We start from the raw sequence: 24,165 nt of genomic DNA, 5'->3' as shown, positions 1-24,165 counted from the left end.
GAACAGGGGCCACTCCGGTCAAGAACGACCGAAGGTTCACCGCAGGATCAGTGTCGTTCCTTGAGCCGCACGTTCGGCAGGATAGGCGGGGGGATGGGCTGCAGGCCGAGGTCGACCATGCCGAACCGGCCCTCGGCGACCTCCCGGCCGTCGGCGACGACGTCGTCCCCGTCGCCCCGATCGTCGCCCAACCGGATCTGGTCCTGCCACTCCTGGCGGTAGGCGGCGATCTCCTCGTGGCTGCGGCCGATGAAGTTCCACCACATCACGATGGGCTCACCGAAGGGCGGGCCGCCGAGGAGCAGGAGCCGGGCCTCCTCCCGGGCCGTCACGGCGATGGTGGACCTCCCGTGGGGGAGGTGGCCGAGGTCGCTGGGCGCGAGCTCCTGGCCGTCGACGTCGATCGCGCCGACGTCGAGGAGCACACCGTGCTCGAACGTCGGGTCGACGTCCACCTCGAGGCTCCTGCCCGGGGCGAGCATGATCTCGGCGCCGAGGAGCGGCGTGTGGACCTGGACGGGCGAGGTGGCGCCGAGCAGCGAGCCGATGAAGACCCGGGCCTCCCACCCCGGTCCCCGGACCGGCGCGGGCGCGAAGTGCTCGAAGCGGGGCTCGACATGGCGGCTGTGGTCGGGCAGCGCGATCCATAGCTGGGCGCCGTGGAGAATGGTGGTGTCGGGCGTGGACACCTCGGTGTGGCTGATCCCGCGACCCGCGGTCATCAGGTTGAGCTCGCCGGGACGCACCGTGGCCAGGCTGCCGACGGAGTCCCGGTGCTCGAGCTCGCCGCCGAAGAGCCAGCTGGCGGTCTGGAGCCCGGTGTGCGGGTGGGCGGGCAGCACCATGCCGCCGGTCGCGTCGACGTCGTCGGGACCGTAGTGGTCGACGAAGCACCAGGCGCCGATCAGCGAGCGGTGACGCTGCGGCAGCGTGCGTCGTACGCGCATGGCCCGCGGACCTCCCAGCGGGACGTCACGCGGGGCGAGCACCTCGACGTCGGTCATCGATCGCCACGGTACCCGCAGGGGTGAATGCGCGCAGGGGGTCGCCCGGCTCCGACCGCCGGCTGGCTGTGACCCGGGTCACCCGTGGGCGAGGTGCCGGAATAGCCCACCGACGGTGCCCGTTGGCGGCAGTCGTGCCCTCCCTCTTCGATCCTCTGTCCCTCGGCGCGGTGCGCGCCGACAACCGCGTCCTGATGGCCCCGCTCACGCGGATGCGCGCCACGGCGCCGGGCGACGTGCCCAACGACCTGATGCGTGAGTACTACGTGCAGCGCGCGGGCGCCGGCCTGCTCATCTCCGAGGGCACGCAGATCAGTCCGGAGGGAAAGGGATACATGGACACCCCCGGCATCCACAGCGACGAGCAGGTCGCGGGCTGGCGCCGGATCACCGACGCCGTGCACGAGGCGGGCGGGCTCATCGCCGCCCAGCTCTGGCACGTCGGGCGGGTCTCGCACGAGTCGTTCCACGGTGGCGACCTGCCCGTGTCGGCCAGCGACGGGCCCTACCGCAACCGCACGACGGTGCGGGGCGAGGACGGCCGCCCGACCAGGGTCAGCTGCCCGGTCCCGCGGCCGCTCGGCCTCGAGGAGGTTCCGCGGCTGCTCGAGGACTACCGGCGCGCGACCGTGAACGCCCGCGAGGCCGGCTTCGACCTCGTCGAGATCCACGGCGCCCACGGCTACCTGCTGCACCAGTTCCTCGCCGCCGACAGCAACCTGCGCAGCGACGAGTACGGCGGCTCGCTGGCCAACCGCGCCCGTCTGATGCTCGAGGTCACCGACGCCGTCGTCGATGCCTGGTCCGCCGACCGCGTCGCCATCCGGATCTCCCCGATCGGCTCGTTCAACGGGACCGAGGACCCGGAGGGCGCCGAGGCGGGGCTGTACGTCGCCCGCGAGCTCGGCCGCCGCGACCTCGCCTTCCTGCACCTCTCCGAGCCGGACTGGGCCGGCGGCCCCGAGCTCGACGACGACTACCGCCGCGCCCTCCGCGCAGCCCACCCCGGCCCCGTCGTCGGGGCCGGCAGCTACGACCTGGCCAAGGCGGAGCGACTGCTCGGCGCCGGCCTCATCGACGCCGCCGCCTTCGGCCGGTCCTTCATCGCCAACCCCGACCTGCCGCGCCGCCTCGCCGAGCGCCTGCCCCTCAACCCGCCGCGGCCCGAGACGTTCTACGGCGGCGACGCCGAGGGCTACACCGACTACCCGGCGTACGGCGCGGCCTGAGCCCCGACGTTTTAACGGTTCGTGCCTGCGCGGCACCGACGCCTAGGGTTCGACTCGAGATGCAGGACTACCCACCTCGGATCGCGACGTTCTACACGGGAACGGACGCCGCACCCACGCCGGACCCCGACACCCGCTCGCCCTTGGCGTTCCTCCGCTGGATCCTCGGGCAGCAGAAGGGCCTGATCGCCCTCTCGTCCCTCGGCTACGCGTTGTGGTTCCTGCCGATGACGCTCGGGCCGTGGATCTTCGGCCGGGCGGTCGACCAGGGCATCGTCGGCGGGTCCGAGGCGGCCCTGGTCGGCTGGGCGGCGCTGCTGCTCCTCGTCGTCGTGATCGGCGGCGTCTTCGGCGTCGTGTCGCACACGCTCGTGGTGCGCAGCTGGCTGGTCGCGCTCTACGGCGCCCTCGAGATGGTCACCCGCAAGGTGGCGCAGATGGGCCACGTGCTGCCCCGCCGGTCGCCGACCGGCGAGGTCCTCAGCGTCGCCTCGAGCGACTCCGACGAGTTCGGTGCGCTCAGCGAGATCCTCGCGCGCGCGCTGGGCCAGCTGGCGTCGTACCTCACCGTCGCCTTCATCGTGCTGACCATGTCGTGGCAGCTCGGGCTGCTGACCCTGGTGGCGGCACCGGTCCTCGTCGGCGCGGCGCTGCCGCTGCTGCGGCCGCTGCACCGCCGCCAGCAGCTCGAGCGCTCCCGCACCTCCGACCTCACCTCGATGGCCACCGACATCGTGGCCGGGCTGCGCATCCTGCGCGGCATCGGCGGCGAGCAGACCTTCGGCACCAACTACGCCCGCCAGTCACAGTCGGCCCGCGAGGCCGGTGTGGCCGCCGGCATCTGGCAGGCCGTGGTCGAGGCCGTCGGCGTGCTGCTCTCCGGCATCTTCCTCGTGGCGCTGGTGTGGCTCGGCACCCGGCAGGTGCAGGACGGCCTGCTCACCGTCGGCCAGCTCATCACCTTCCTCGGCTACGGCCTGTTCATGGTCGGCCCGATCCGGACCTTCTTCGAGTTCGCCCAGAAGGGCATCAGGTCGCTGGTCAGCGCGCGCAGGGCGATCGCGCTCTTCGAGGAGCAGCCTCCGTGGCGCGACCCGGCCGCCCCGGTCTCCCTCGACGGCAGTGCGTCGCTGCACGACGCGGCGAGCGGCCTGACCGTCGAGCCCGGGATCCTCACCGTCGTCGTCAGCGCCGTGCCCGAGCAGAGCGCGGCCCTCGCGGACCGCCTCGGCCGCTACCTGCCCGCCGACACCGAGCCCGTCCCCCTGGTCGAGGAGGACGGCACCAAGGGCCGCGCCGCACGGCGCTCGAGGGCCCAACGGGCGGAGGAACGCGCCCGGATCGCGGCCCTCGACGAGGAGCGGGCACGCCGCGAGTGGGGCGTCACCCTCGGCGGCGTCGACCTGTCCCACGCCCGCCTCGACGACGTACGACGCCAGGTGCTGGTCAGCGACACGTCCAGCCAGCTCTTCGCCGGCACCCTCCAGGACGCCGTCGACCCGCACGCCCGGCTGACCCGTGAGCAGGCCGATGAGGCGTTGCGGATCGCCAGCGCCGAGGACGTCTACGACGCGTTGCCCGAGGGCTGGCAGGGCCAGCTCGACGAGCGCGGCCGCGGCCTCTCCGGCGGTCAGCGCCAGCGGGTGGTGCTGGCCCGTGCCGTGGCCGCCGACGCACCGGTCCTGGTGCTGGTCGAGCCGACCTCCGCGGTCGACGCCCACACCGAGGCCCGCATCGCGGCCCGGGTCGTCGAGGCCCGCCGCGGTCGTACGACCGTGGTCACGACCGTCTCGCCCCTGTGGCTGCACCACGCCGACCGCGTCGCGCTCCTCCACGACGGCACCGTGATCGCCGAGGGAAGCCACGCCGACCTGCTGGCCGACGACGAGGCCTACCGCCGAGTCGTGACCCGCGAGCTCGACGAGGAGGAGCCGGTCCGATGACCACCGACCTCCTGGCCACCTCCGCCGACACGTGGAGCGACCGGTCCACGACCCCGCCGGTCGTCCCGCCCGAGCTGGACCCTCCCGGTCACGTCGGGCTGCGCGAGCGCAACCGCGCGCTGTGGCAGCGCCACGAGCTGCGGCGCCAGCGCGCCGAGGACGTGTACGCCGCCTCCCGCAACCCCGTGCGCGGCTGGCCCGTGTCCGGCAACCGCGCCGTGCTCGCCTTCTTCGGCGACCTGGTGCGCAGCCGCAAGCGCTCCTTCGCGCTGCTGGTCCTCCTCAACGCGCTCGCCGCCGGCTCCGCGCTGGTGGTCCCGCGGCTGCTCGGGTCGCTGGTCAACCGGGTCGACTCCGACGGCGCCGCGGCAGCCGGCCTCGACACGCTCGCCCTCGCCGTGGTCGGGGTGGTGGTCCTGCAGTCGATCTTCACCTTCGGCGCCCAGTGGACCTCCACCCACTTCGGCCAGGACCTCCTCGCCTCCGCGCGCGAGCACGTGGTCAGGACGATCCTGCGGCTTCCGGTCGGCCGCGTCGAGGCAGCGAGCACCGGCGACCTCGTCACCCGCGTCACCCGCGACGTCGGGACGATGGCGCGCTCGGTGCAGTGGGGCGTCCCGCGCCTGCTGATCTCGCTGATGACCGTCCTGCTCTCGATCGTCGCGATGATGCTCAACTCGCTCGTCCTCGCGCTGCCCGCACTCGTCGTCTTCGCGCTGTGCACCCCGGCCGTCCGCACCTACCTGCAGCGGGCGCCGAAGGCGTACATCACCGAGGGCGCGACCTACTCCCGCATCAACACCACGCTCACCGAGACCGTCGAGGGCTCGCGCACCGTCGAGGCGCTCGGGCTCTCGCAGGCGCGGGTGCAGGCGGGCTCCGACGACATCGCCGTCTCCGCGCAGGCCGAGCGCTACGGCATGACCCTGCGCAACGTGCTCTTCGCGGCGCTCAACGGCGCCTTCCAGGTGCCGCAGGTCGTCACGCTGGTCGCGGGTGCCTACGGCTACAGCCAGGGCTGGGTCAACCTCGGCCAGATCACCGCCGCCCTGCTGTACGTCGTCGCCCTGGCCGAGCCGCTCGACGCCGTGATCGGCGAGGTCGACCGCCTGCAGGTCGGCGCGGCCTCGACCAGCCGCCTGCTCGGCATCGCCGAGGTGCCGCCCGACCGGGAGCCCGGCGACCGGCTGCCGGACGGCGTCGAGCTGGTGGCCGACGACCTCCGCTTCGCCTACCGCGAGGGCCATGACGTGCTGCACGGCGTCGACCTGCGCCTGCGCACGGGAGAGCGGCTGGCGGTCGTGGGGCCCAGCGGGTCGGGAAAGTCGACCCTGGGCCGGCTGCTGTCGGGCATCAACCGCCCCCGCACCGGCACGGCCCGCGTGGGCGGCGTCGACCTCGTCGACCTGCCGCTGGAGGTGCTGCGCACCGAGGTCGCGCTCGTCACCCAGGAGCACCACGTCTTCATCGGAACCGTGCGCGACAACGTCGTGCTGGCCCGCGAGGACTCCCCCGACGACGCCGTGCGGGAGGCGCTCGCTGCCGTCGGCGGGCTGTCGTGGGTCGAGCGCCTGCCCGAGGGTCTCGACACGATGATCGGCTCCGGCCGCTTCTTCCTCACCCCTGCCCAGGCGCAGCAGGTGGCGCTGGCCCGCCTGATCATCGCCGACCCCCACACGCTCGTGCTCGACGAGGCGACGTCGCTGATCGACCCGCGCACCGCGCGCACGCTCGAGGGGTCGATGAACAACCTCCTCGAGGGCCGCACCGTGGTGGCGATCGCCCACCGGCTCCACACCGCCCACGACGCCGACCGCATCGCGGTCGTCCTGGACGGCCGCATCGTCGAGCTCGGGAGCCACGACGAGCTGCTCGACCTCGACGGGGAGTACGCCGACCTCTGGCACGCCTGGACGTCCTGAGCCGGCGGGGCTGAGCGGCTCGCTGGAGTCCCCGGATATCCGGTGACCGCCCTTCTTCGAGGTACAGATCTCGGCCGACAAGTCCGGAACTCGGGTGCAAAGTCCGCCCGGCTGCCCGACGACCAGCGAGTGGCGGCACATCGCCTCGGCGGCACGCCCGCCTGCAATCCGCCGCCACCTGCACTCGCCGCCCCACCGAGGTGGCGGCACATCGCGCCGCCGCGGCATCCCCGCCTGCGATCTGCCGCCACCTTCGGCGACGACCGTCAGCCGTCGAGGCTCCGGTCGAGGTTGATCACGGCGCTGATCAGGCTCAGGTGGGTGAAGCCCTGTGGGAAGTTGCCGAGCTGCTCGCCGTTGAGCGCGACCTGCTCGGCGTACTGGCCGAGGTGGTTGGCGTAGGTGAACATCTTCTCCAGCGCGAGGCGGGCCTCGGCGAGCCGACCCGCGCGCGTCAGCGCCTCGACGTACCAGAACGAGCAGAGCGAGAACGTGCCCTCCCCGGCCGGGTGGTCGTCACCGTCCTCGCCGTCGCCCGTGAGCACGCCGTCGCCGAACGCGTGGGGGTCGTAGCGCAGCACGAGGCTGTCGGTGACGAGCCGGTCCTCGATCGCGGCGAGGGTGGAGAGGAACCGCGGGTCGTCGGGGGCGAGCATCTTCACCATCGGCATCAGCAGCGCACCGGCGTCCAGCACGTCGCTGTTCGCGAAGGCGGTGAAGGCCCCGAGCTCGTCGTTCCAGCACTCGGTCATCACGCGCTCGTAGATCTTGTCTCGCGTGGCGGCCAGCTCGGTCAGGTCGCCGGGGAGCCCCCTGCGGCGCGCCACCCGCATCATCCGCTCGACAGCCACCCAGCTCATCACCAGCGACGTCGTGTGCGTGCGGGGGTCGGACCGGATCTCCCACATGCCGGCGTCGGGGCGCTGCCAGTTGTCCATCAGCCACGAGACGATGCCCCGCAGGTCGCTCCACGCGTCGTGGCTGATGCCGCGTCCGTGCTTGTCGAAGAGGTAGACCGAGTCGACGATCTCGCCGTAGACGTCGAGCTGCAGCTGGTCGACCGCGGCGTTGCCGACCCGCACGGGGCGGGAGTCGCGGTAGCCGGCGAGGTGGTCGAGCTCGCGCTCGTGCGGCAGGCCGCCGTCGAGGTCGTAGAGCACGCGCAGCGGACCGAGCTCGTCGTCCGCACCGTCGGCCGCCTCGCCGAGCCGCTCGGACAGGAAGCGGACGAACGCCGCCGCCTCGTCGGTGAAGCCGAGGCGGAGCAGGGCGTAGACGCTGAACGCGGCGTCGCGGACCCACACGTAGCGGTAGTCCCAGTTGCGGCTGCCGCCGATGCGCTCCGGGAGGCTGGTGGTGGGTGCCGCGACGATGCCGCCGGTGGGCTCGTGGCACAGCAGCTTGAGGGTGAGCGCCGAGCGGTCCACCCACTCGCGCCACCGTCCGGTGTACGTCGACTGCGCGAGCCAGCCCCGCCAGAAGGCGGCCGTGGCCTCGAACAGCTCGGAGACGTCCGACTGGGCGCACCCCAGGGCCGGCTCGCCCGGCGCCAGGACCTCGAGCACGAAGAGCGCGGACTCGCCGGCGGCGAGCCCCAGCCGCGCCGTCGCCGCGGTGTCGGCGACGTCGAGGTCGACCGTGCTCGACAGGGCCAGGTGGAGGTCGCCGTCGGCGAAGCGGACGACGCCGTCCTCGACGCTCAGGTCCGGATCGGTGGCGGCGTAGTCGGGCCGGGGCGCCATGTGCATGGTGAGGTCGACCGAGCCCCGCAGGCCGACCACCCGGCGCACCAGCCGCTGCCGGTGGTCCGGGTCGTGGGCGCGCATCACCGGCATGAAGTCCTGCACCTCGGCCACCCCGTGCTCGGTCATGAACCGGGTGACGAGGATGTTGGTCTCGGGGTGGTAGTACTGCTGGCTGCGGGCCTCGGGATCGTCGGGACCGAGCCGCCAGGACCCGCCGTCGGGGTCGAGGATCGAGGCGAACACGCTCGGGGCGTCGAAGCGGCCGGGGCAGAACCAGTCGATCGTGCCGTCCGTGGCGACGAGCGCCGCCGTGCGGAGGTCGCCGATCAGGCCATGGTCAGCGATGGGAGTGACCGGGCCGCGCGCGCCATCACTCGCCATCGGCGTCGCCGCTCCCGAGCCGCCAACCGCCCTCGGGCAGGTCGAGCGCCTCGGCCGGTCCCCACGACTCCTGGTCGTACGGCAGCGGCGCCGGCCGGTCGTCGAGCACGGGCTGGCACACCTCCCACAGCCGCCGGGTCTCGTCGGCGTGGGCGAACAACGTGTGGTCGCCGGCGAGCACGTCGAGGAGCAGGCGCTCGTAGGCCTCCAGCGGCTCGTCGTCGGGCAGCTCCTCACCCAGGTCCAGGCGCATCGTGGCCGGCGCGAGCTCCATCTCCGGTCCGGGTCGCTTGCCGAGGAGGTCGACGTGGATCTGTGCCTCGTCGGTGAGCTCGAGGACCAGCTCGTCGCGCGGCAGCCCGTTGCCGCCGAAGACCGTCGAGTCGGGCGCCCGGAAGCGGAGGGTGACGGTGCGCCGGGTCTCGGCCATCGCCTTGCCGGTGCGCAGGTGGAACGGCACGTCCCTCCACCGGTCGTTGTCGACCCACGCCTCCAGCGCCACGAAGGTCTCGACGTCGGAGTCCTCGTCCACGTCGTCCTCGTCGCGGTAGCCGTCGTACTGCCCGAGCACGACGCGCGCCGGGTCGATCGGACGGACGTCGGCGAAGACCGCGGCCCGCGCGCGTCGTACGGCGTCGGCCGACCACTCCCCCGGGTCCTCGAGGGCGACCGCGCCGAGGATCTGGAACAGGTGCGTGGAGACCATGTCGCGCAGCGCGCCGGTGGACTCGTAGAACGAGCCGCGGCCCTCCATGGCCAGCGTCTCGGGGACGTCGACCTGCACCGAGGCGATGCTGCGGCGGTCCCACGCCGGCTCGAAGAGGGCGTTGGCGAAGCGCAGCGCCAGCAGGTTCTGGACGGCCTCCTTGCCGAGGAAGTGGTCGATGCGGAAGACCTGCTCCTCCTCGAAGACCTCGTGCACGTCCCGGTCGAGCTCCTCGAAGGACGTCAGGTCGAGGCCGAAGGGCTTCTCGATCACCAGGCGGGCCCGCTCGGCCAGCCCCTCGCGCCCGAGCATGCCGACCATCCCGGACATGGCGGTCGGCGGCACCGACAGGTAGACGAGGCGGAGCACGTCGTCGCCGAGGCCCTCCTCGACCTCCCGCACCCGGGCGGCGAGGTCCGCGCCGTCGTCGGCGTCGGAGGCCTGGAACGACACCCGGTCGAGCAGGTCGCGCGCGACGTCCTCGTCGAGGTCGTCGACCGACGCGCGGAGCGCCTCGCGCACCTCGTCGCGGAAGTCGTCGTCCGAGCCCGGCGAGTGCCGCCCGCTGCCGATCACGGCGTAGTCCGCGGGCAGCCGGCCGGCCGCCGCCAGCCGGTAGAGCCCCGGGAACAGCTTGCGCGCCGCGAGGTCGCCACGGGCACCGAACAGCAGGAAGACGTAGGGCGGCAGGTCGGCGGTCGTCATGCTCGCCACGCTAACGACCACCCGAAGGAGGGGTCAGGCGCCTGTGGGGGCCTCAGCTGTTGCTGTAGACCGCCGGCCCACCGTCGTCGCCGGCCGCACCACTCGACGGGCTCGGGCCGCGCCCGGCCCAGGTCCAGGCGTACGCCGGGTCCTCGACGGCGAGGCCGCCCTCGCCCAGCTCGAGCGGGGCGAACGTGTCGAGCATGACGGCCGACTCGTCGAAGTACTGGACCCCCAGGCTGGCCTCGATCGCGCTGGGCTGCGGACCGTGGGCGTGGCCGCCGGGGTGCAGGCTGATCGAGCCGATGCCGATCCCCGAGCCCTTGCGGGCCTCGTAGTCGCCGCCGACGTAGAACATGACCTCGTCGGAGTCGACGTTGGAGTGGTAGTAGGGCACCGGGATGGCGAGGTCGTGGTAGTCGACCTTGCGGGGCAGGAAGTTGCAGATGACGAAGTTCCAGCCCTCGAAGACCTGGTGCACCGGCGGCGGCTGGTGGACCTTGCCGGTGATCGGCATGTAGTCCTCGATGTTGAACGTGTAGGGGTAGAGGCAGCCGTCCCAGCCGACGACGTCGAAGGGGTGTGTCGCATAGGTGAGGCGGCTGCCGACGATGCCGGCACTGGTGCGGTGCTTGACCAGGACCTCGACGTCGGTGCCCTCGGCCTCGAAGGTCTCGGCGGGGCCGTGCAGGTCGCGCTCGCAGTAGGGCGCGTGCTCGAGCAGCTGGCCGAAGCGCGAGAGGTAGCGCTTGGGCGGGTGGATGTGGCTGTTGGCCTCGATGGCGTAGAGCCGCGACGGCTCCGCCGGCACCCAGCGGTGGTCGGTCGCGCGCGGGACGACCACGTAGTCGCCGGCGCGGTACGGCACGACGCCGAAGACGGTCTCGACGACCCCGGTGCCGGACTCGACGAAGATGCACTCGTCGCCGATGGCGTTGCGGTAGAGCGGCGAGGGGTCGGTGCCGGTGACGACGTAGGTGATGCGGACGTCGTTGTTGCCGAGGACCAGCCGACGGCCCTCGACGGGGCACGTCCCGGTCCCGAGGTCGTGGAGCTTGAGGTGACGCGGCTTGAGCGGGTGGTTGGGCGTGCGCGACTGGTCGGGCAGGTCCCACACCCGGCTGTCGGTGATCGCGCTCGGCACGCCCCGACGGTAGAGCAGCGAGGAGTCTGACGAGAAGCCCTCCTCCCCCATCAGCTCCTCGCGGAGGAGGTGGCCGTCGTCGTCGCGGAGCTGGGTGTGGCGCTGGCGGGGCAGCCGGCCGAGTGCGCGGTAGTGGGCCATCGGGGTGCGATCCAATCATCCGACTATCGGACGCGAGCGTCCGCTATCTGGTGGCTATAGCGTATCCCCGTGGTCCCCAGTCCCGCACCTGTCGATCCCGCCCAGCCGGCCTCGGCCTGGCCCGAGGAGTGGCGCGGCCTCGTCGACGACGCCGCGATCTTCCCGCCGGGTGACGTGCCCCTCCACGACGCCACCGCGGCTCACACCGAGCGCCGTGGCGCGTGGTGGGCCGACCTCGTCGGCAGCTTCGTCCTCCGCGACACCGACCTGCCGCTCGTCCGCGGGTTCGGTGCGCCACTGTCGGTGGTCGTCACCGGCGGAGCGGGCCAGCTCGCCGGACCGCTCGGCGTGGCCGACCGGCTCGGGCTGCAGGTGGCGGCCGTCGAGATCGCCGTCCGCGACGTCGACGACCCGGTGGGCAACGTCCGCCGCATCGATGCCGCCCTGCGTGCGGCCGAGGTCGACGTACCCCTCTTCGTCGAGCTGCCCGGACCCGCCACGGCCGCCTGGCTCACCGCCGCCGACGAGGTCGCGGCCTGCGGGCACCGCCTGAAGCTGCGGCTCGGAAACGTCGACCACGACCTGGTCCCCGACTCCGCGACCGTCGCCGGCTGGGTCGACGCTGCGCTCGACCGCGAGACCGGCTTCAAGGCCACGGCCGGGCTGCACCGGGCCGTCCGCCACGACCCCGAGGGCGGTGGCGCCCACGGCTTCCTCAACGTGCTGGCCGCGACGAGGACGCTGTGGGACGGCGGATCGGTCGACGACGCGACCGCGCAGCTCGAGCAGCGCGACGGCGCCGCCCTGGTGGACGGCCTTGCCGACGGCGGCGTCGCCGGCGCGCGCCGCTGGTTCACCTCGTTCGGCTCGTGCTCGGTCACGGAGCCGCTCGACGACCTGATCGCCCTCGGACTCGTGGAGGAGCCCGCATGAACGCCCGCACCAGCTGGGTCGAGGGAGCCGCGGGCTCCGGGTTCGACGTCGACCACCTGCCGTACGGCGTGTTCGCGCGCTCCGGCGAACGGCCGCGCGTCGCGGTGCGGATCGGCGACCAGGTGCTCGACCTGAGCGTCGTCGCGGCGGCCGACATGGTGGACACCCATGAGCTGTTCGACCAGCCCACCCTCAACCCGTTCATGGCGGCAGGGCCGACCGTGTGGGACTCCACCCGGGCATGGGTGACGGGCCTGCTCACCGACCAGACCGAGCGCGACCTCGTCGAGCCCGCGCTCGCGCCGGTGGACTCGGTGACGATGCTGCTGCCGTTCGCGGTCGGCGACTACGTCGACTTCTACGCCTCGGAGCACCACGCCTCCAACGTCGGGCGGATGTTCCGGCCCGACTCCGAGCCCCTGCTGCCCAACTGGAAGAACCTCCCCGTCGGCTACCACGGCCGCTCCGGCACGGTCGTCGTGTCGGGCACCGACGTCGTGCGCCCGTGCGGGCAGCGCAAGGCGCCCACGGACGAGCTGCCGACCTACGGTCCCTCGCAACGCCTCGACATCGAGGCCGAGCTCGGCTTCGTCGTCGGCGTGCCGTCCCCGCTGGGCGAGCGGGTGCCCACCGCGGACTTCGCGCGGCACACCTTCGGCGTCGTCGGCCTCAACGACTGGTCGGCGCGCGACATCCAGGCGTGGGAGTACGTCCCGCTCGGCCCCTTCCTAGGCAAGTCGTTCGCGACCTCGGTCAGCGCGTGGGTCACCCCGCTGGCCGCGCTGGAGGCCGCCTGGATCGACCTGCCCGGCCAGGACGACCCGCCGGTGCTCGACTACCTCCGCGTCGACGGGCCCGCCGGCCTCGACATCGAGGTGGAGGTGGTGCTGGGCGGCGAGGTCGTCGCTCGTCCGCCCTACCGCACCATGTACTGGTCACCGGCCCAGATGCTGGCCCACACCACCGTCAACGGCGCCAGCCTGCGCACCGGCGACCTGTGGGCGTCCGGCACCATCTCGGGCACGGAGCCGGACCAGCGCGGCTCGCTGCTCGAGCTGAGCTGGGGTGGCACGGAGCCGTTCACCGCCGGCGGTCGCGATCGCACGTTCCTCGAGGACGGCGACGAGGTGACCCTGCGCTACTCCGCCCCCGGCACGAGCGGAGGCCGCATCACCCTCGGCGAGGTCACCGGGCGGATCCTGCCCGCGCGCTGACGCACTGCCGGGACTCCCGGGGCGAGCGCCCGGGTCCTAGGCTGCTCACCGTGATGCAGCTCGGCCAGTACGCCGCCCCGCGGCACGTCGTCGCCCACCTCAGCGACCCGCACCTCATCGGAGGCGGCGCCCTCCACTACGGCGTCATCGACAACGACGCCAACCTGCGTCGGACGCTCGACCGGCTGGCGGCCGTGCAGCCGGCACCGCAGGCGATCGTCTTCACGGGCGACCTCGCCGACCGGGCCGAGCCCGACGCCTACGACAGGCTCCGGTCGATCGTCGAGCCCTTCGCCGCCGGGATCGGCGCGACGGTGGTCTGGACGATGGGCAACCACGACGAGCGCGCACCCTTCGCGAAGGCCCTCTTCGACTCCGACGACGCGGGTTGCCAGGACCGGGTGCACGAGGTCGACGGGCTGCGGATCGTCGCGCTGGACACCAGCGTGCCCGGCTACCACCACGGCGAGCTGCTTCCCGAGCAGCTGGCGTGGCTGGCCGACGTGCTCGCCACGCCGGCCGAGCACGGCACGCTGCTGGCGATGCACCATCCACCGCTGCCCCTGCCGATGATCCGCGCCGCCGAGCTCATCGAGCTGCACGACCAGCAGGCGCTGGCCGACGTCATCACCGGCACGGACGTGCGCGGCATCCTGGCCGGGCACCTCCACCTGCCGACGTGGTCGACGTTCGCCGGCGTACCGGTCTCGGTGACCGCGGCCAGCTGCTACACCCTCGACCCGGCGCCGGTCGACCGCTTCGTGTCGGGCGTCGACGGCGGCCAGGGCTTCACGATGGTGCACACCTACGACGACCGCCTCGTGCACACCCAGGTGCTGCTCGAGCGCGGCACCGAGGTGAGCCACATCGGCTCCGACATCGCCGAGGCGCTGGAGGGCGTGCCGCTGGAGCAGGTCCTCGAGCTCGCCTCCAGCAAGACGTCCCCGTTCAACAACTAGCCAGCACCCGCCCGCTCAGAGGACCCTCCTTGCGACTCCTGCTCATGCGCCACGGCCAGACCCACGCCAACGTCTCGGGCGAGCTCGACACCGCCCACCCCGGGCTCGACCTCACCGACCTCGGTCGCGCCCAGGCCGCGGCCGCCGCGAAGGCGATCGCCGGCGAACGGCTCGACGCGATCTACGTATCCAGCCGCGTGCGTACCCACCAGACCGCCGCCCCCACCGCCGAGGACCGCGGCATCGAGCCCGTCCAGCTCGACGGGCTGCAGGAGATCGACGCCGGCGACTTCGAGATGCGCAGCGACCACGACGCGGTCGCCGGCTACATCGGCGCCGTCGCCACCTGGCTCGAGGGCGACCTCGCCCACCGGATGCCGGGCGGCGAGACCGGCGAGGAGTTCCTCGCCCGCTACGACGCCGCAGTGCGCACCATCGTCGAGGCGGGGCACGACGCCGCGCTGGTCGTCAGCCACGGCGCCGCTCTCCGCACCTGGGTCTCGACCCGGATGGCTCCCCACCCCGACGCGCCGCCCGCGACCCAGCCGCTCCACAACACGGCGCTCATCGTGCTCGACGGCGACCACGACTCCGGCTGGGAGATGGTCTCCTGGCAGGGCCACCCCGTCGGCGGCGACTTCCTCGAGGACCCGACCGCCGAGGACCCGACCGGCGACCTCGACCCCGACGGGGACGGCGAGATCGGCTAGACGCCCTCCGTGCCGATCCCCGGGTGGACGAACGGGTGCCCGGCCCGCATCTGCTCGACCGAGCCGGGGTGGACCCGGGCGAGGTGGGCCAGGCCGCGGCGGCGGTAGCGGAGGGTCTGCACGACGCCGAGCGTCCAGAAGAGGTACTGCACGGACATCGCGAGCTTGAAGTCGCCGAGCGTGTACGTCTCCATGCCGCCGGAGGCCGTGAGGTCGAGGACGACGCCGATCAGCGCCATCGTGAGCAGCGACGCGGTGAACCCGCCGATGTTGACGAGCCCGTTGGCCCGGCCGGTCTCGTGCGGGGGCGTGAAGGAGCGGGCGAGGTCGAAGCCGACCATCGACGCCGGCCCACCGCTGGCCGTGGCGAACGCCATGACGACCACCAGCCACGTCGGCGCGACGCCCGGCCACAGCAGCACCGCGGTCCACGGCACCACCATGGTGATCACGACGCCGACCACGATCCACGAGCGGTAGTAGGGCAGCCGACCCACCAGTCGCGCCAGCGCCAGCCCGCTGACGACGGCCCATGCGGTCATCGCCATCAGCAGGGTGCTGGCATCGGCCGAGGACCAGCCGAGTCCCTGCACCAGGAACGGGTAGCCCCACAGCAGCGCGAAGACGGTGACGGCGAACTGCGAGGAGAAGTGCGACCACATCCCGAGCCGGGTGCCGGGGTTGCCCCACACCGTGCGGACGGACTGGGCGAGCGCGCGGAGCTTGATCGCGACGACCTCCTCTCGCCGGTAGGGCGAGTCCTTGACGAGCGCGACGACCGCGACGAGCAGCACGACGCCGACGCTCGAGGTCAGCGCGAACGCGCGCGTCCAGCCCAGCTCGTGGAGGAGGAACGACAGGGGGCCGGCGGCGGCGATGGCCCCGAGCTGCCCGGTCAGCCCGGTGAGCTGGGTGACCATCGGAGCCTGTCGCACCAGGAACCAGATGCTGACGAGCCGGATCACGCTCACGAAGATCATCGCGTCGCCCGCGCCGACGACCGCACGGGCCGCGACGGCGGTGCCGAAGGACGTCGAGAAGGCGAAGCCCAGCTGGCCCGCCGTCATCAGCACGAGGCCGGCGAGCAGCATGGCGCGCGAGCCGTAGCGGTCCAGCAGGACCCCCACCGGCACCTGCATGCCGGCGTACACCACGAGCTGCAGCACCGTGAACGTCGCCAGGCGGGTGGCGCTGATGTCGAACCGCTCGGCCGCGATGATCCCCGCGACGCCGAGCGAGCTGCGGTGGAAGACCGCCAGCGCGTAGACGGCGAGCGAGACAAGCCAGATGACCCAGGCCCGCCGTCTCCCGATGTCGTGGATCTGCTCCGCGCTCACTCCTGCCCGGCTCCGTCGTCCACACCGAGCGCAGCGGAGAGCTCCGCGCGCGTCGGCGGGTCGGCGCCGGGGCGGGAGACGTTGATCGCCGCGCCGACGGCGGCCGTGGTGACGACGTCGAGCAGGTCGCGGTCGGTCAGTGCGCGGAGCGCGTCGGCAGCCCCGGCGCCGTGCACGCCGTGCGCCAGCAGGGCGTCGACCAGCACGCCGCTGAAGGTGTCGCCCGCGCCCACGGTGTCGGCCACGGCGACCGGGACCCCGGGCACGTCGAGCACGGTCCCGCCGGGGCGTACGGCGACCGCGCCGGCGCCGCCGCGCGTCACGACGACCAGAGCGGGGCCGGCCTCGGCCCAGCGGGCGGCGGTCGTGACGGGGTCGTCGTCGGGGTGGAGCCAGTGGAGGTCCTCGTCGCTCACCTTGACGACGTCGGCGAGCGCGACGAGCTCCTCGACCCGGGCGACGGGGCCCGGGCGGTCCGGGGTGATCGCCGGGCGCGCGTTCGGGTCGAGCGAGAGCAGCGCCCGTCCGCGGTGAGTGCGGAACGCCTCGAGCACCGTGTCGGCGCCCGGGTCGAGGACCGTCGCGATCGAGCCCACGTGGAGCACGTCGCACGGCTCGTCCGGCACCGAGTGCAGGTCCCAGTCGAGGTCGAAGTCGTAGGTCGCGGCGCCCGACTCGTCGAGCGTCACCGCCGCGGTCGACGTCCGGCCGGAGCCGGTCGGGCCTGCGAGCACCGTGACGTCGCTCGCCTCCAGCCACGCCCGCACGGCGGCACCGCGCTGGTCGTCGCCGAGCAGCGTCACGAGGCGTACGTCGCGCCCGAGCCGACCCAGGGTGATCGCGACGTTGGCGGGGCTGCCGCCGGGGTGGTCGCGGGTCGTGCCGTCGGGGCCGGGCACCACGTCGACGAGCGCCTCGCCGACGACGAGGATCCGGGGCTGCGCGTCGGTCATGCCCCCATCATGCCGGTGCCCGGAGGCCGCCCGACATCGCCACCGCGCGGGCGAGACTGGGCGCGAGCGGCAGTCGCGGGAGGAGGGTCGCCTGCACCGCGTGGTAGAGGTCGGGCTTGCCCGGCCACACGCTGGCCTGCGGCCGGTTGGCGGGGTCGAGCTCGTGGTGCCACGACCCCCGCTCGCGGTCGACCAGGTGGTCGCGGGCGTAGGCCCACCACTCGGCGTAGCGCCGCGCGTCGTCCTCCTCACCCGTGCGGCGGTGCAGCGCCGCGGCGGCCGCGATCCCCTCCGCGACCACCCAGTGCATCCGCTCGCGCACGACGGGGCGGCCCTCCCAGTCGGTCGTGTAGACGAAGCCCGGCGCGCCGTCGGCGTGCCACCCGTCGGCGACCGCGCGGTCGAAGAGCAGGCGCGAGGTGTCGAGGAGGCCAGCGGGCGCCGCCTCACCCAGGGTGGCCTCGAGCTGGAGCAGCAGCCGCGACCACTCCAGGCCGTGCCCGACGGTCGCGCCGTAGGGCTTGAACGGGTCGCCGGGGCGGTCGCGGTTGAGCTCGAGGTCGACCGACCAGTCCGGGCCGAAGTGCTCGGGCAGCCGTCCGTCGTACGACGGCGCGAGCTCGAGCACCAGGCCGGCCAGCCGGGCCGCCCTGTCGTGCCAGACGCCGTCGCCGGTGACGTCGCCGACCGCGAGCATCGCCTCGAGCGAGTGCATCGTGGAGTTGAGGCCGCGGTAGGGCGCGGGGGTGGTCCAGCCCCGGTCCCACTCGTCGACGACGCGGCCGAGGTCGTCGTCCCAGAAGTGTTCCTCGAACACCTGCGTCGCCTCGGGGAGCAGGTCGTCCGCGCCCGGCAAGCCCGCGACGACGGCGGTCGAGCCGGCGAGCATCACGAACGCGTGGGCGTAGCAGGACTTGACGTCGTCGGGCTCGCCGTCCGGACCGACCGCGCCGAACCAACCGCCGTGCTCGGGGTCGCGGAGCACCCCGCGCAGGCCGTCGAGGGCCCCCGCGGCGATCGAGGCGGCGCCATCGACGCCGAGCACCGCGCCGATCCCGTAGACGTGGACGGTGCGGCTCGTGATCCACGTGTGCACGGGGCGGCCGAGGTCGGGCGCGCCGTCGTCGTCGAGCCACGCGGCACCGCCTCGGGGGTGCACGACGCGCCGGCCGAAGTCGAGCAGGCGCCGGCACTCGGCGTCGAGCCAGGCGTCGTCGGGTGCCGGGTCGTCGGGTGCGGCGTCGTCGAGGGAGGCGTCGTCCATCCGGGCAGTCAAGCAGTCACGACCCACGACGCACGAGACCCCCGCACACCGTGCGGGGGTCTCGCGACTGGACTGCGTCCAGTGGCAGGTAGAGGATTCGAACCTCTGTAGGCAATGCCGGCTGATTTACAGTCAGCTCCCTTTGGCCGCTCGGGCAACCTGCCGGGCCGTGCGGAACAATAGCAAGGCACGGACACCACTACGAATCGCCGGGGCACCGTCAGGAGCCCCACCTAGGAGGCACACGGAATGGCCGACTCGAGCTTCGACATCGTGAGCAAGCTGGACCGTCAGGAGGTCGACAACGCGCTCAGCCAGACGGCCCGCGAGATCGCGAACCGGTTCGACTTCAAGGGCACCGGGGCGTCCATCGAGTGGAAGGGCGAGCAGGCGATCGAGATCACCGCCTCGGCCGACGACCGCGCCAGCGCCGTGCTCAGCGTCTTCCAGGACAAGCTGATCAAGCGCAACCAGAGCCTCAAGATCCTCGACGCGTCCGAGCCGCGCCAGTCTGGCCAGGTCTCCAAGATCGACATCGCGCTCAAGGAGGGCATCACCTCCGAGGACGCCAGGAAGATCTCCAAGCTGATCCGCGACGAGGGCCCCAAGGGCGTCAAGGCGCAGGTGCAGGGCGAGGAGCTGCGGGTCTCGTCGAAGAAGCGCGACGACCTGCAGGCCGTCCAGCAGCTGGTGAAGTCGCAGGACTACGACTTCGCGGTGCAGTTCACCAACTACCGTTGAGCCCGCAGCCGGATGGTTCTGCCGGGAACGTCGAAGATCTCTCGAAGCCGAGGACGCCTCCGGCTGCGCTGCCTACGTTGGTCGTACGCGAGTGGCCGGCAGTCGCACGGGGGGCGACTGCATCGTCGCTGGAGACGAGAGCGCCCCACGACCAGGGGGTTGGTCGTGGGGCGTTCTTCGTGCGGGAGTGACCCCGATCGCTCACGGGGGTTGAGCGACCGGGGTCGTGGACGAGTCTAGGCAGGGCGACCGGGCCCGCCGAAGGCAAAGACCTTGTGACTCGCTTCACAACGCAGTCGGGTCCCCGACGATGGTCTAGGCCGCTCTCACCCTCAGCGGTGGAGTCCTGCATCGCCTCTTACCGGATCCCGACCCCGGGCGTACGGTCGTGGGCAGATGTGGGGATGGGGTCGAGCCCCGTCAGGCCTGGGGGGCTGGCGGGGCTCAGCGCCTCACCAGCGAGTGCTGAGCGTGGTCAGCGCACCGACCAGCACCACGACCGCCCGGACCGGATCGACCGGCAGCGGGCGCGCCCCGATCTCGGCAAGGGTCTGCTCGTCAGCGCCGCGCCCCGCGGCGTACAGCGGGTGGTCGGCGGCGAGCTTGCGCAGGGCCGACGCGTGCGAGGTGAACATCGTCGGTCGCGTCGCCGCGAGCACGACGGCGTCGGCTCGCGAGCCGCGCGCCGCCGTGAGGATGGCCGGCACCGGGGTGTCCGCCCCCAGGAACCGCACCCGCACCCCGCGCTCGCGCAGCATCAACGCCACGCAGAGCAGCACCATGTCGTGCCGCTCCCCCGGCGGGCAGGCGAGGACGACGACCGGCGCGGCCGCCGACGCGTCCGCCAGCACGGGTGCCGGCGGCACGGCGGCCAGAGCAGTCAGCGTGCGGCGGAGCATGTCGCTGACGAAGTGCTCGTGCGCGACCGAGATCGTGCCGGCCTCCCATCGGTCGCCGACCTCCTGCAGGAAGGGCAGCACCACACCGGTCACCGCGCCGGACAGCGGCACGTCCCACAGGAGCCGGGCGATGGCGACCTCGGCGGCCTCGGCGTCGAAGGTCTCGACGGCCGCCCACAGCTCGTCGGCCGTCGTCGCGATGCTCACAGGCGCACGCTAGCGCTCGCCGCAAGGGCGCGTGACGTTCTGGCTGCGCCGGCGGTGGTCAGACGGCCGCAGCCATCCGCGGGACCACTGTCGCCCCAGCCGCAGGGGTGAGCCAGACGGTGCTTCCCTCCTGGAGCCGCTGGGACCGCGCGTGCGCGCGGGTGACGACCACCGACACCTCGTCGCCGTCGACGGTCAGCACGTGGAGGCGCACCTCGAAGCCGATCCGGACCATGCGCGAGATCGTGCCCTCGACGCTTCCCGCGAGCTGGGGCGAGGACTCGAGCTCGATGTCGTGGGGGCGGAGCGAGACGCCACCGAGGTGGGTCACCTCGCCGAGGAACGACATCACGAAGTCGTTGGCCGGCTCGTCGTAGAGCTGGTCGGGGGTGCCGACCTGCTCGACGCGGCCCTCGTTGATCACGACGATCTCGTCGGCGACCTCGAGGGCCTCCTCCTGGTCGTGGGTGACGAACACGGTCGTCACGTGCACGTCGTCGTGCAGGCGGCGCAGCCAGTCGCGCAGCTCCTTGCGGACCTTGGCGTCGAGGGCGCCGAACGGCTCGTCGAGCAGCAGCACGGACGGCTCCACCGCGAGGGCACGAGCGAGCGCCATGCGCTGCCGCTGGCCGCCGGAGAGCTGGGAGGGGAGCCGGTGCGCGAACTGCGAGAGGTGCACGAGCTTGAGCAGCTCCTGGACGCGGTGCTCGATCTCGTCCTTGGGGCGCTTGCGGATCTCGAGCCCGAAGGCGACGTTCTTGGCCACCGTCATGTGCTTGAAGACGGCGTAGTGCTGGAAGACGAAGCCGACGTTGCGCTTCTGCGCGGGCAGGTGGGTGGCCTCGACGCCCTCGATGGTGACCGAGCCGGTGTCGGCCCTCTCCAGGCCCGCGATGATGCGCAGCAGCGTCGACTTGCCGCCGCCGCTGGGCCCGAGCAGGGCGGTGAGCTGGCCGGTCGGGATCGTGACGTTGACGTCGTCGAGCGCCACGAAGTCGCCGAACTTCTTGTTCAGGCCGGTCACTTCGATGCTCATGGTGGTGCCTCTCTGGTCGATCAGGGGTGTGAGGTCAGGGGTGCGGGTGCAGGGGAGGTCAGTGGTTGTTCTTGGGCCGGATGATCCCGACGACGACGATGCAGGCGACGGACACCATGGCGAGCAGGAACGCCGTGGCGTAGGCGCCCTGCTGGTCGAAGTTGAGGTACTTCTCCTCGACCGCCAGGGTCGCCGTGCGGGTCTGGCCGAGCACGTTGCCCGAGACGACCTTGACCGCCCCGAACTCGCCGAGCGAGCGCGCCAGCGTCAGCACGACGCCGTACGTGATGCCCCACTTGATGGAGGGCAGGGTGATCCGCCAGAAGCGCTGGAACCCGCTGGCGCCGAGGCTCTGGGCGGCCTGCTCCTGCTCGATGCCGATCTCCTCGAGGACCGGCACGAGCTCGCGGATCATCAACGGCAGCGCCACGAAGGTCGTCGCCATGATGATCCCGGGCGTCGAGAAGATGACGTCGACTCCCCAGCCGGCGAGCGTCGGGCCGAACCAGCCGTTGCGGCCGCCGTAGACGAGCACCAGCGCGAGGCCGACGACGATCGGCGAGACGGAGAGCGGGATGTCGAGCAGGGAGTTGAGCAGGCGCTTGCCCGGGAACTCGTAGCGGACGAGCAGCAGCGACATGCCGACGCCGAAGACCGTGTTGATGAGCACCGACCAGAACGCGACGTACGCGCTGAGCTGCAGCGCCACGACCATGTCGGGGTCCTCGAGGAGCAGGCGGATCGACTCCCACCCGTTGTCGAAGGTGTGGGTCACGACCAGGGACACCGGCCACGCCACCAGGAAGAACAGGTAGGCGGTGACGATGAACCGGAGCAGGTAGGTGACCGGGGTCTTGCGCACCCGCGGGGGCTTGCGGCGCTCCTCGATGGGAGGCACCTCGGCGGGCGGGCGGATCAGCGTGTCAGCCACGTGCAGCCACCCGCCTCTGGATCAGGTCCAGGACCACGATCACCGCGAGCGAGATGGCCAGCAGCACCGTCGCGACGGCCGCGGCGCCCGCGACGTTGTCGTTCTCGATGCTGCTGAGGATCCGCACGGAGGTGACCTCGGTCTTGAACGGGAGGTTGCCCGAGAGCAGGACCAGCGAGCCGTACTCGCTGACGCCCCGGGCGAAGGACAGGGCCGCGCCGGCGGTGATGGCCGGCGTGAGGCTGGGCAGGATGATGCGGCGGAAGGTGGTGAACCGGCTCGCGCCGAGCGAGGCGGCGGCCTCCTCCACGTCGCGGTCGAGCTCCTCGAGCACCGGCTGGACCATGCGGACCACGAACGGCAGGGTGACGAAGAGGAACGCGAGGAACACGGCCGGGCGCTGGTTGGCGATGTCGATGCCGATCGGGCTGTCGGTGCCGTAGAGCGAGAGCAGCACCAGGCCGGCGACGATGGTCGGCAGCGCGAAGGGGATGTCGATCAGCACCTCGAGCACCGACTTGCCCCAGAAGCGGTCGCGGACCAGGACCCAGGCGATGAGCGGGCCCATCACCACGTTGACGGCCGTGACGCCGGCAGCGGTGAAGACGGTGAGCTTGATGGCGGCGGCGGTCTGGCCGTTGGTGATGGTCGACCAGAAGACGTCCCAGCCGCCGTCGATGGCGGTGACGACGACGGCCGCCAGGGGGATCAGGACCAGCGCGCTGAACCAGATCATGGCGATGCCGAGCCCGAGTCCCGACGACCGCGTGAGCGTGGAGCGCGGCCCCGACCGGCGAGGAGTCCTCGCCGGTCGGACCGCTGCGATCTCAGTTGAGGTCATGACAGAGATGGGGGTGGAGGTGAGTGATCCCGCAGGTCACTCGAGGGAGAGGCCGGCGCCGAGGATGGCTTCGAAGATCAGGCCGTTCTCCTCGTCGAAGAACTTGGTCGAGACCTCGTCCCAGCCGCCGAAGTCCTCGTCGACCGTGAGCAGCGTCCCGACCTCGGGGAACGGGTTGGACGGGTCGGCCGCACCCTCGACCGTGCCGCCGTAGTCGACGTCGTCACGGATCGGGCGGAAGCCGGTGAGGGCGAACTGCTTCTGGCCCTCGTCGGAGAGGACGAAGTCCAGCCAGGCCTGCGAGGGCTCGGACGCGTCCTCGAGGATGGCGCCCGCGTTCTCGATCAGGAGGGAGGTCTCCGGCAGGACGTACTCGAAGCCCTCGTCGTTCTGGGCGGCGAGGATCGCCTCGTTCTCGTAGGCCATGAGGACGTCACCGGTGCCGCCGAGGAAGGCGGTGGTGGCGTCACGACCACTGCTCGGCAGCGACACCACGTTCTTGAAGAACTTGTTGACGTACTCGGTGGCCTCCTTCTCGGTGCCACCGTCGCTGATCACCTGACCGTAGGCGGCGAGGGCGTTCCAGCGCGCAGCGCCGGAGGACGCCGGGTTGGGCGTGACGATCTCCACGCCCGGCTTGACCAGGTCGTCCCAGGTCTTGATGTTCTTGGGGTTGCCGTCGCGGACACCGAACACGACGACCGAGCGCGACACGACGCCCTTGTTGTCACCGGCGTCCCAGTCGTCGGCCACGAGGCCCTCGTCGACGAGACGCGTGACGTCGGTCGGCACCGAGAAGTGGACGTAGTCGGCCTTGAGCCCGGCGGCGACCGCGCGGCTCTGGTCCCCCGAAGGACCGTAGGAGGTCTGGAACTTCACGCCCTCGCCCTCGGGCGTCGTGGTGAACTCCGTGGCGATGTTCTTGTTGGCGGCCTCGGGGACCGCGAAGCCGACGATGTGGATGGTGTTGGCGTCATCCTCGTCGCTGCTGCTGGCGCCACCGGGGGCGCAGGCGGAGAGGGCCAGTCCGGAGAGGGTGGCCCCTACGAGTGCGGCCGCAAGAGCGGCACGTGAACGGATCTGCATGGGGGATGCTCGACTTTCTCGATCGGTGTGCAATGTCGAGAAAGATACATGACTTTATTGATTGCAAGCGGACATTGCTCGCGATTCGGGCGCGTGTCGTGGGTCACGCACGCGGCGGACGGGGTACCGAGGAG

Annotated in this window: 20 protein-coding genes and 1 tRNA gene; 8 read left to right on the top strand and 13 right to left on the bottom strand. The window is 72.2% G+C overall.

The features are described 5' to 3' along the window. Positions 1-47: 47 nt before the first annotated feature. Positions 48-1,004 carry a pirin family protein gene (locus tag ACFQW6_RS20495; protein ID WP_378549948.1) on the bottom strand — a complete coding sequence of 319 codons (957 nt, stop codon included), beginning with the start codon at positions 1,002-1,004 and terminating at the stop codon, positions 48-50. A 134-nt stretch (positions 1,005-1,138) separates the two neighbouring features. Here ACFQW6_RS20495 and nemA point away from each other — a divergent pair, with 134 nt between their 5' ends. The 3 genes from nemA to ACFQW6_RS20480 are packed head-to-tail and all read left to right on the top strand — an operon-like array spanning position 1,139 to position 6,098. After that, positions 1,139-2,233 carry an N-ethylmaleimide reductase gene (gene nemA / locus ACFQW6_RS20490; RefSeq protein ID WP_378549945.1) on the top strand — a complete coding sequence of 365 codons (1,095 nt, stop codon included), beginning with the start codon at positions 1,139-1,141 and terminating at the stop codon, positions 2,231-2,233. A gap of 59 nt (positions 2,234-2,292) precedes the next feature. Continuing rightward, positions 2,293-4,176: an ABC transporter ATP-binding protein gene (locus tag ACFQW6_RS20485; RefSeq protein ID WP_378549942.1), complete on the top strand. Its 1,884-nt coding sequence runs from the start codon at positions 2,293-2,295 to the stop codon at positions 4,174-4,176. After that, positions 4,173-6,098, top strand: coding sequence for an ABC transporter ATP-binding protein (locus ACFQW6_RS20480; RefSeq protein ID WP_378549939.1), 1,926 nt, complete (start codon positions 4,173-4,175; stop codon positions 6,096-6,098). Before ACFQW6_RS20485 ends, ACFQW6_RS20480 begins: the two co-directional genes overlap by 4 nt. Before the next feature lie 266 nt (positions 6,099-6,364). On the opposite strand, the gene ACFQW6_RS20475 is transcribed toward ACFQW6_RS20480, so the two are convergent. Genes ACFQW6_RS20475 through ACFQW6_RS20465 form a run of 3 tightly spaced genes read right to left on the bottom strand, consistent with a single transcriptional unit; the run spans position 6,365 to position 10,920 of the window. Continuing rightward, complete coding sequence (locus ACFQW6_RS20475) at positions 6,365-8,224, bottom strand: glycoside hydrolase family 15 protein (RefSeq protein ID WP_378549936.1); 1,860 nt, start codon at positions 8,222-8,224, stop codon at positions 6,365-6,367. After that, the gene (gene zwf / locus ACFQW6_RS20470; RefSeq protein ID WP_378549933.1) at positions 8,214-9,635 is read right to left on the bottom strand and encodes a glucose-6-phosphate dehydrogenase; all 1,422 of its coding nucleotides are present in this window, start codon (positions 9,633-9,635) and stop codon (positions 8,214-8,216) included. Before zwf ends, ACFQW6_RS20475 begins: the two co-directional genes overlap by 11 nt. A 52-nt stretch (positions 9,636-9,687) precedes the next feature. Further along, the gene (locus tag ACFQW6_RS20465) at positions 9,688-10,920 is read right to left on the bottom strand and encodes a homogentisate 1,2-dioxygenase (RefSeq protein ID WP_378550773.1); all 1,233 of its coding nucleotides are present in this window, start codon (positions 10,918-10,920) and stop codon (positions 9,688-9,690) included. Positions 10,921-10,989: 69 nt separating this feature from the next. Between ACFQW6_RS20465 and ACFQW6_RS20460 the strand changes: the two genes are divergently transcribed. From ACFQW6_RS20460 to ACFQW6_RS20445, 4 genes are read left to right on the top strand one after another with little or no spacing between them, the layout of a single operon-like run. Beyond that, positions 10,990-11,853: a hypothetical protein gene (locus tag ACFQW6_RS20460; RefSeq protein ID WP_378549930.1), complete on the top strand. Its 864-nt coding sequence runs from the start codon at positions 10,990-10,992 to the stop codon at positions 11,851-11,853. Then, positions 11,850-13,067, top strand: coding sequence for a fumarylacetoacetase (gene fahA / locus ACFQW6_RS20455; RefSeq protein ID WP_378549927.1), 1,218 nt, complete (start codon positions 11,850-11,852; stop codon positions 13,065-13,067). The genes ACFQW6_RS20460 and fahA overlap by 4 nt, the downstream gene beginning before the upstream one ends. A gap of 53 nt (positions 13,068-13,120) precedes the next feature. Then, positions 13,121-14,026 (top strand): phosphodiesterase, encoded by a 906-nt coding sequence (locus ACFQW6_RS20450; RefSeq protein WP_378550772.1) that lies wholly within the window; start codon positions 13,121-13,123, stop codon positions 14,024-14,026. 29 nt (positions 14,027-14,055) lie between these two features. Beyond that, entirely contained in the window at positions 14,056-14,736 is a 681-nt protein-coding gene (locus tag ACFQW6_RS20445) for a histidine phosphatase family protein (RefSeq protein WP_378549924.1), read from the top strand. Here ACFQW6_RS20445 and ACFQW6_RS20440 read toward each other — a convergent pair. The 4 genes from ACFQW6_RS20440 to ACFQW6_RS20425 form a co-directional block, all read right to left on the bottom strand. Beyond that, positions 14,733-16,073 carry a nitrate/nitrite transporter gene (locus ACFQW6_RS20440; RefSeq protein ID WP_378549921.1) on the bottom strand — a complete coding sequence of 447 codons (1,341 nt, stop codon included), beginning with the start codon at positions 16,071-16,073 and terminating at the stop codon, positions 14,733-14,735. The two genes, ACFQW6_RS20445 and ACFQW6_RS20440, sit on opposite strands and share 4 nt — an antisense overlap. Beyond that, positions 16,070-17,026: a carbohydrate kinase gene (locus ACFQW6_RS20435; protein WP_378549918.1), complete on the bottom strand. Its 957-nt coding sequence runs from the start codon at positions 17,024-17,026 to the stop codon at positions 16,070-16,072. Before ACFQW6_RS20435 ends, ACFQW6_RS20440 begins: the two co-directional genes overlap by 4 nt. 7 nt (positions 17,027-17,033) lie before the next feature. Beyond that, positions 17,034-18,290, bottom strand: coding sequence for an AGE family epimerase/isomerase (locus ACFQW6_RS20430; RefSeq protein WP_378549915.1), 1,257 nt, complete (start codon positions 18,288-18,290; stop codon positions 17,034-17,036). 82 nt (positions 18,291-18,372) lie between these two features. Further along, a tRNA-Tyr gene (locus ACFQW6_RS20425) sits at positions 18,373-18,454 on the bottom strand. Positions 18,455-18,539: 85 nt separating this feature from the next. On the opposite strand from ACFQW6_RS20425, the gene ACFQW6_RS20420 reads away from it, so the two are divergent. Continuing rightward, the gene (locus ACFQW6_RS20420; RefSeq protein ID WP_378549912.1) at positions 18,540-19,031 is read left to right on the top strand and encodes a YajQ family cyclic di-GMP-binding protein; all 492 of its coding nucleotides are present in this window, start codon (positions 18,540-18,542) and stop codon (positions 19,029-19,031) included. A gap of 452 nt (positions 19,032-19,483) precedes the next feature. Here ACFQW6_RS20420 and ACFQW6_RS20415 read toward each other — a convergent pair whose 3' ends face one another. From ACFQW6_RS20415 to ACFQW6_RS20395, 5 genes are read right to left on the bottom strand one after another with little or no spacing between them, the layout of a single operon-like run. Next, positions 19,484-20,137 carry a B12-binding domain-containing protein gene (locus ACFQW6_RS20415; protein ID WP_378549909.1) on the bottom strand — a complete coding sequence of 218 codons (654 nt, stop codon included), beginning with the start codon at positions 20,135-20,137 and terminating at the stop codon, positions 19,484-19,486. A 58-nt stretch (positions 20,138-20,195) separates the two neighbouring features. Next, the gene (locus tag ACFQW6_RS20410) at positions 20,196-21,173 is read right to left on the bottom strand and encodes a sulfate/molybdate ABC transporter ATP-binding protein (RefSeq protein ID WP_378549906.1); all 978 of its coding nucleotides are present in this window, start codon (positions 21,171-21,173) and stop codon (positions 20,196-20,198) included. 58 nt (positions 21,174-21,231) lie between these two features. Next, positions 21,232-22,104, bottom strand: a complete 873-nt coding sequence (locus tag ACFQW6_RS20405) for a sulfate ABC transporter permease (RefSeq protein WP_378549903.1) — start codon at positions 22,102-22,104, stop codon at positions 21,232-21,234. Beyond that, a complete protein-coding gene (gene cysT / locus ACFQW6_RS20400) occupies positions 22,097-22,945 on the bottom strand; it encodes a sulfate ABC transporter permease subunit CysT (RefSeq protein WP_378549900.1) in 849 nt (282 codons plus the stop codon). The genes ACFQW6_RS20405 and cysT overlap by 8 nt, the downstream gene beginning before the upstream one ends. A 36-nt stretch (positions 22,946-22,981) precedes the next feature. Further along, entirely contained in the window at positions 22,982-24,031 is a 1,050-nt protein-coding gene (locus tag ACFQW6_RS20395; protein ID WP_378549897.1) for a sulfate ABC transporter substrate-binding protein, read from the bottom strand. Positions 24,032-24,165 lie beyond the last annotated feature (134 nt).

The organism is Nocardioides sp. GCM10028917, from assembly GCF_042666175.1.
Taxonomy (GTDB): Bacteria; Actinomycetota; Actinomycetes; order Propionibacteriales; family Nocardioidaceae; genus Nocardioides.
The sequence above is the reverse complement of the archived record's forward strand: the minus strand, read 5'-3'. Positions and strand labels throughout refer to the sequence as shown.

What these genes read in the sequence shown, in the direction of transcription:
- ACFQW6_RS20475 (WP_378549936.1), bottom strand. Translation starts at nt 8,224, where the DNA reads ATGGCGAGTGATGGCGCGCGCGGCCCGGTCACTCCCATCGCTGACCAT.
- ACFQW6_RS20435 (WP_378549918.1), bottom strand. Translation starts at nt 17,026, where the DNA reads ATGACCGACGCGCAGCCCCGGATCCTCGTCGTCGGCGAGGCGCTCGTC.
- ACFQW6_RS20495 (WP_378549948.1), bottom strand. Translation starts at nt 1,004, where the DNA reads ATGACCGACGTCGAGGTGCTCGCCCCGCGTGACGTCCCGCTGGGAGGT.
- cysT (WP_378549900.1), bottom strand. Translation starts at nt 22,945, where the DNA reads ATGACCTCAACTGAGATCGCAGCGGTCCGACCGGCGAGGACTCCTCGC.
- ACFQW6_RS20420 (WP_378549912.1), top strand. Translation starts at nt 18,540, where the DNA reads ATGGCCGACTCGAGCTTCGACATCGTGAGCAAGCTGGACCGTCAGGAG.
- zwf (WP_378549933.1), bottom strand. Translation starts at nt 9,635, where the DNA reads ATGACGACCGCCGACCTGCCGCCCTACGTCTTCCTGCTGTTCGGTGCC.
- ACFQW6_RS20480 (WP_378549939.1), top strand. Translation starts at nt 4,173, where the DNA reads ATGACCACCGACCTCCTGGCCACCTCCGCCGACACGTGGAGCGACCGG.
- ACFQW6_RS20395 (WP_378549897.1), bottom strand. Translation starts at nt 24,031, where the DNA reads ATGCAGATCCGTTCACGTGCCGCTCTTGCGGCCGCACTCGTAGGGGCC.
- ACFQW6_RS20465 (WP_378550773.1), bottom strand. Translation starts at nt 10,920, where the DNA reads ATGGCCCACTACCGCGCACTCGGCCGGCTGCCCCGCCAGCGCCACACC.
- ACFQW6_RS20450 (WP_378550772.1), top strand. Translation starts at nt 13,121, where the DNA reads ATGCAGCTCGGCCAGTACGCCGCCCCGCGGCACGTCGTCGCCCACCTC.
- ACFQW6_RS20410 (WP_378549906.1), bottom strand. Translation starts at nt 21,173, where the DNA reads ATGAGCATCGAAGTGACCGGCCTGAACAAGAAGTTCGGCGACTTCGTG.
- fahA (WP_378549927.1), top strand. Translation starts at nt 11,850, where the DNA reads ATGAACGCCCGCACCAGCTGGGTCGAGGGAGCCGCGGGCTCCGGGTTC.
- ACFQW6_RS20485 (WP_378549942.1), top strand. Translation starts at nt 2,293, where the DNA reads ATGCAGGACTACCCACCTCGGATCGCGACGTTCTACACGGGAACGGAC.
- ACFQW6_RS20430 (WP_378549915.1), bottom strand. Translation starts at nt 18,290, where the DNA reads ATGGACGACGCCTCCCTCGACGACGCCGCACCCGACGACCCGGCACCC.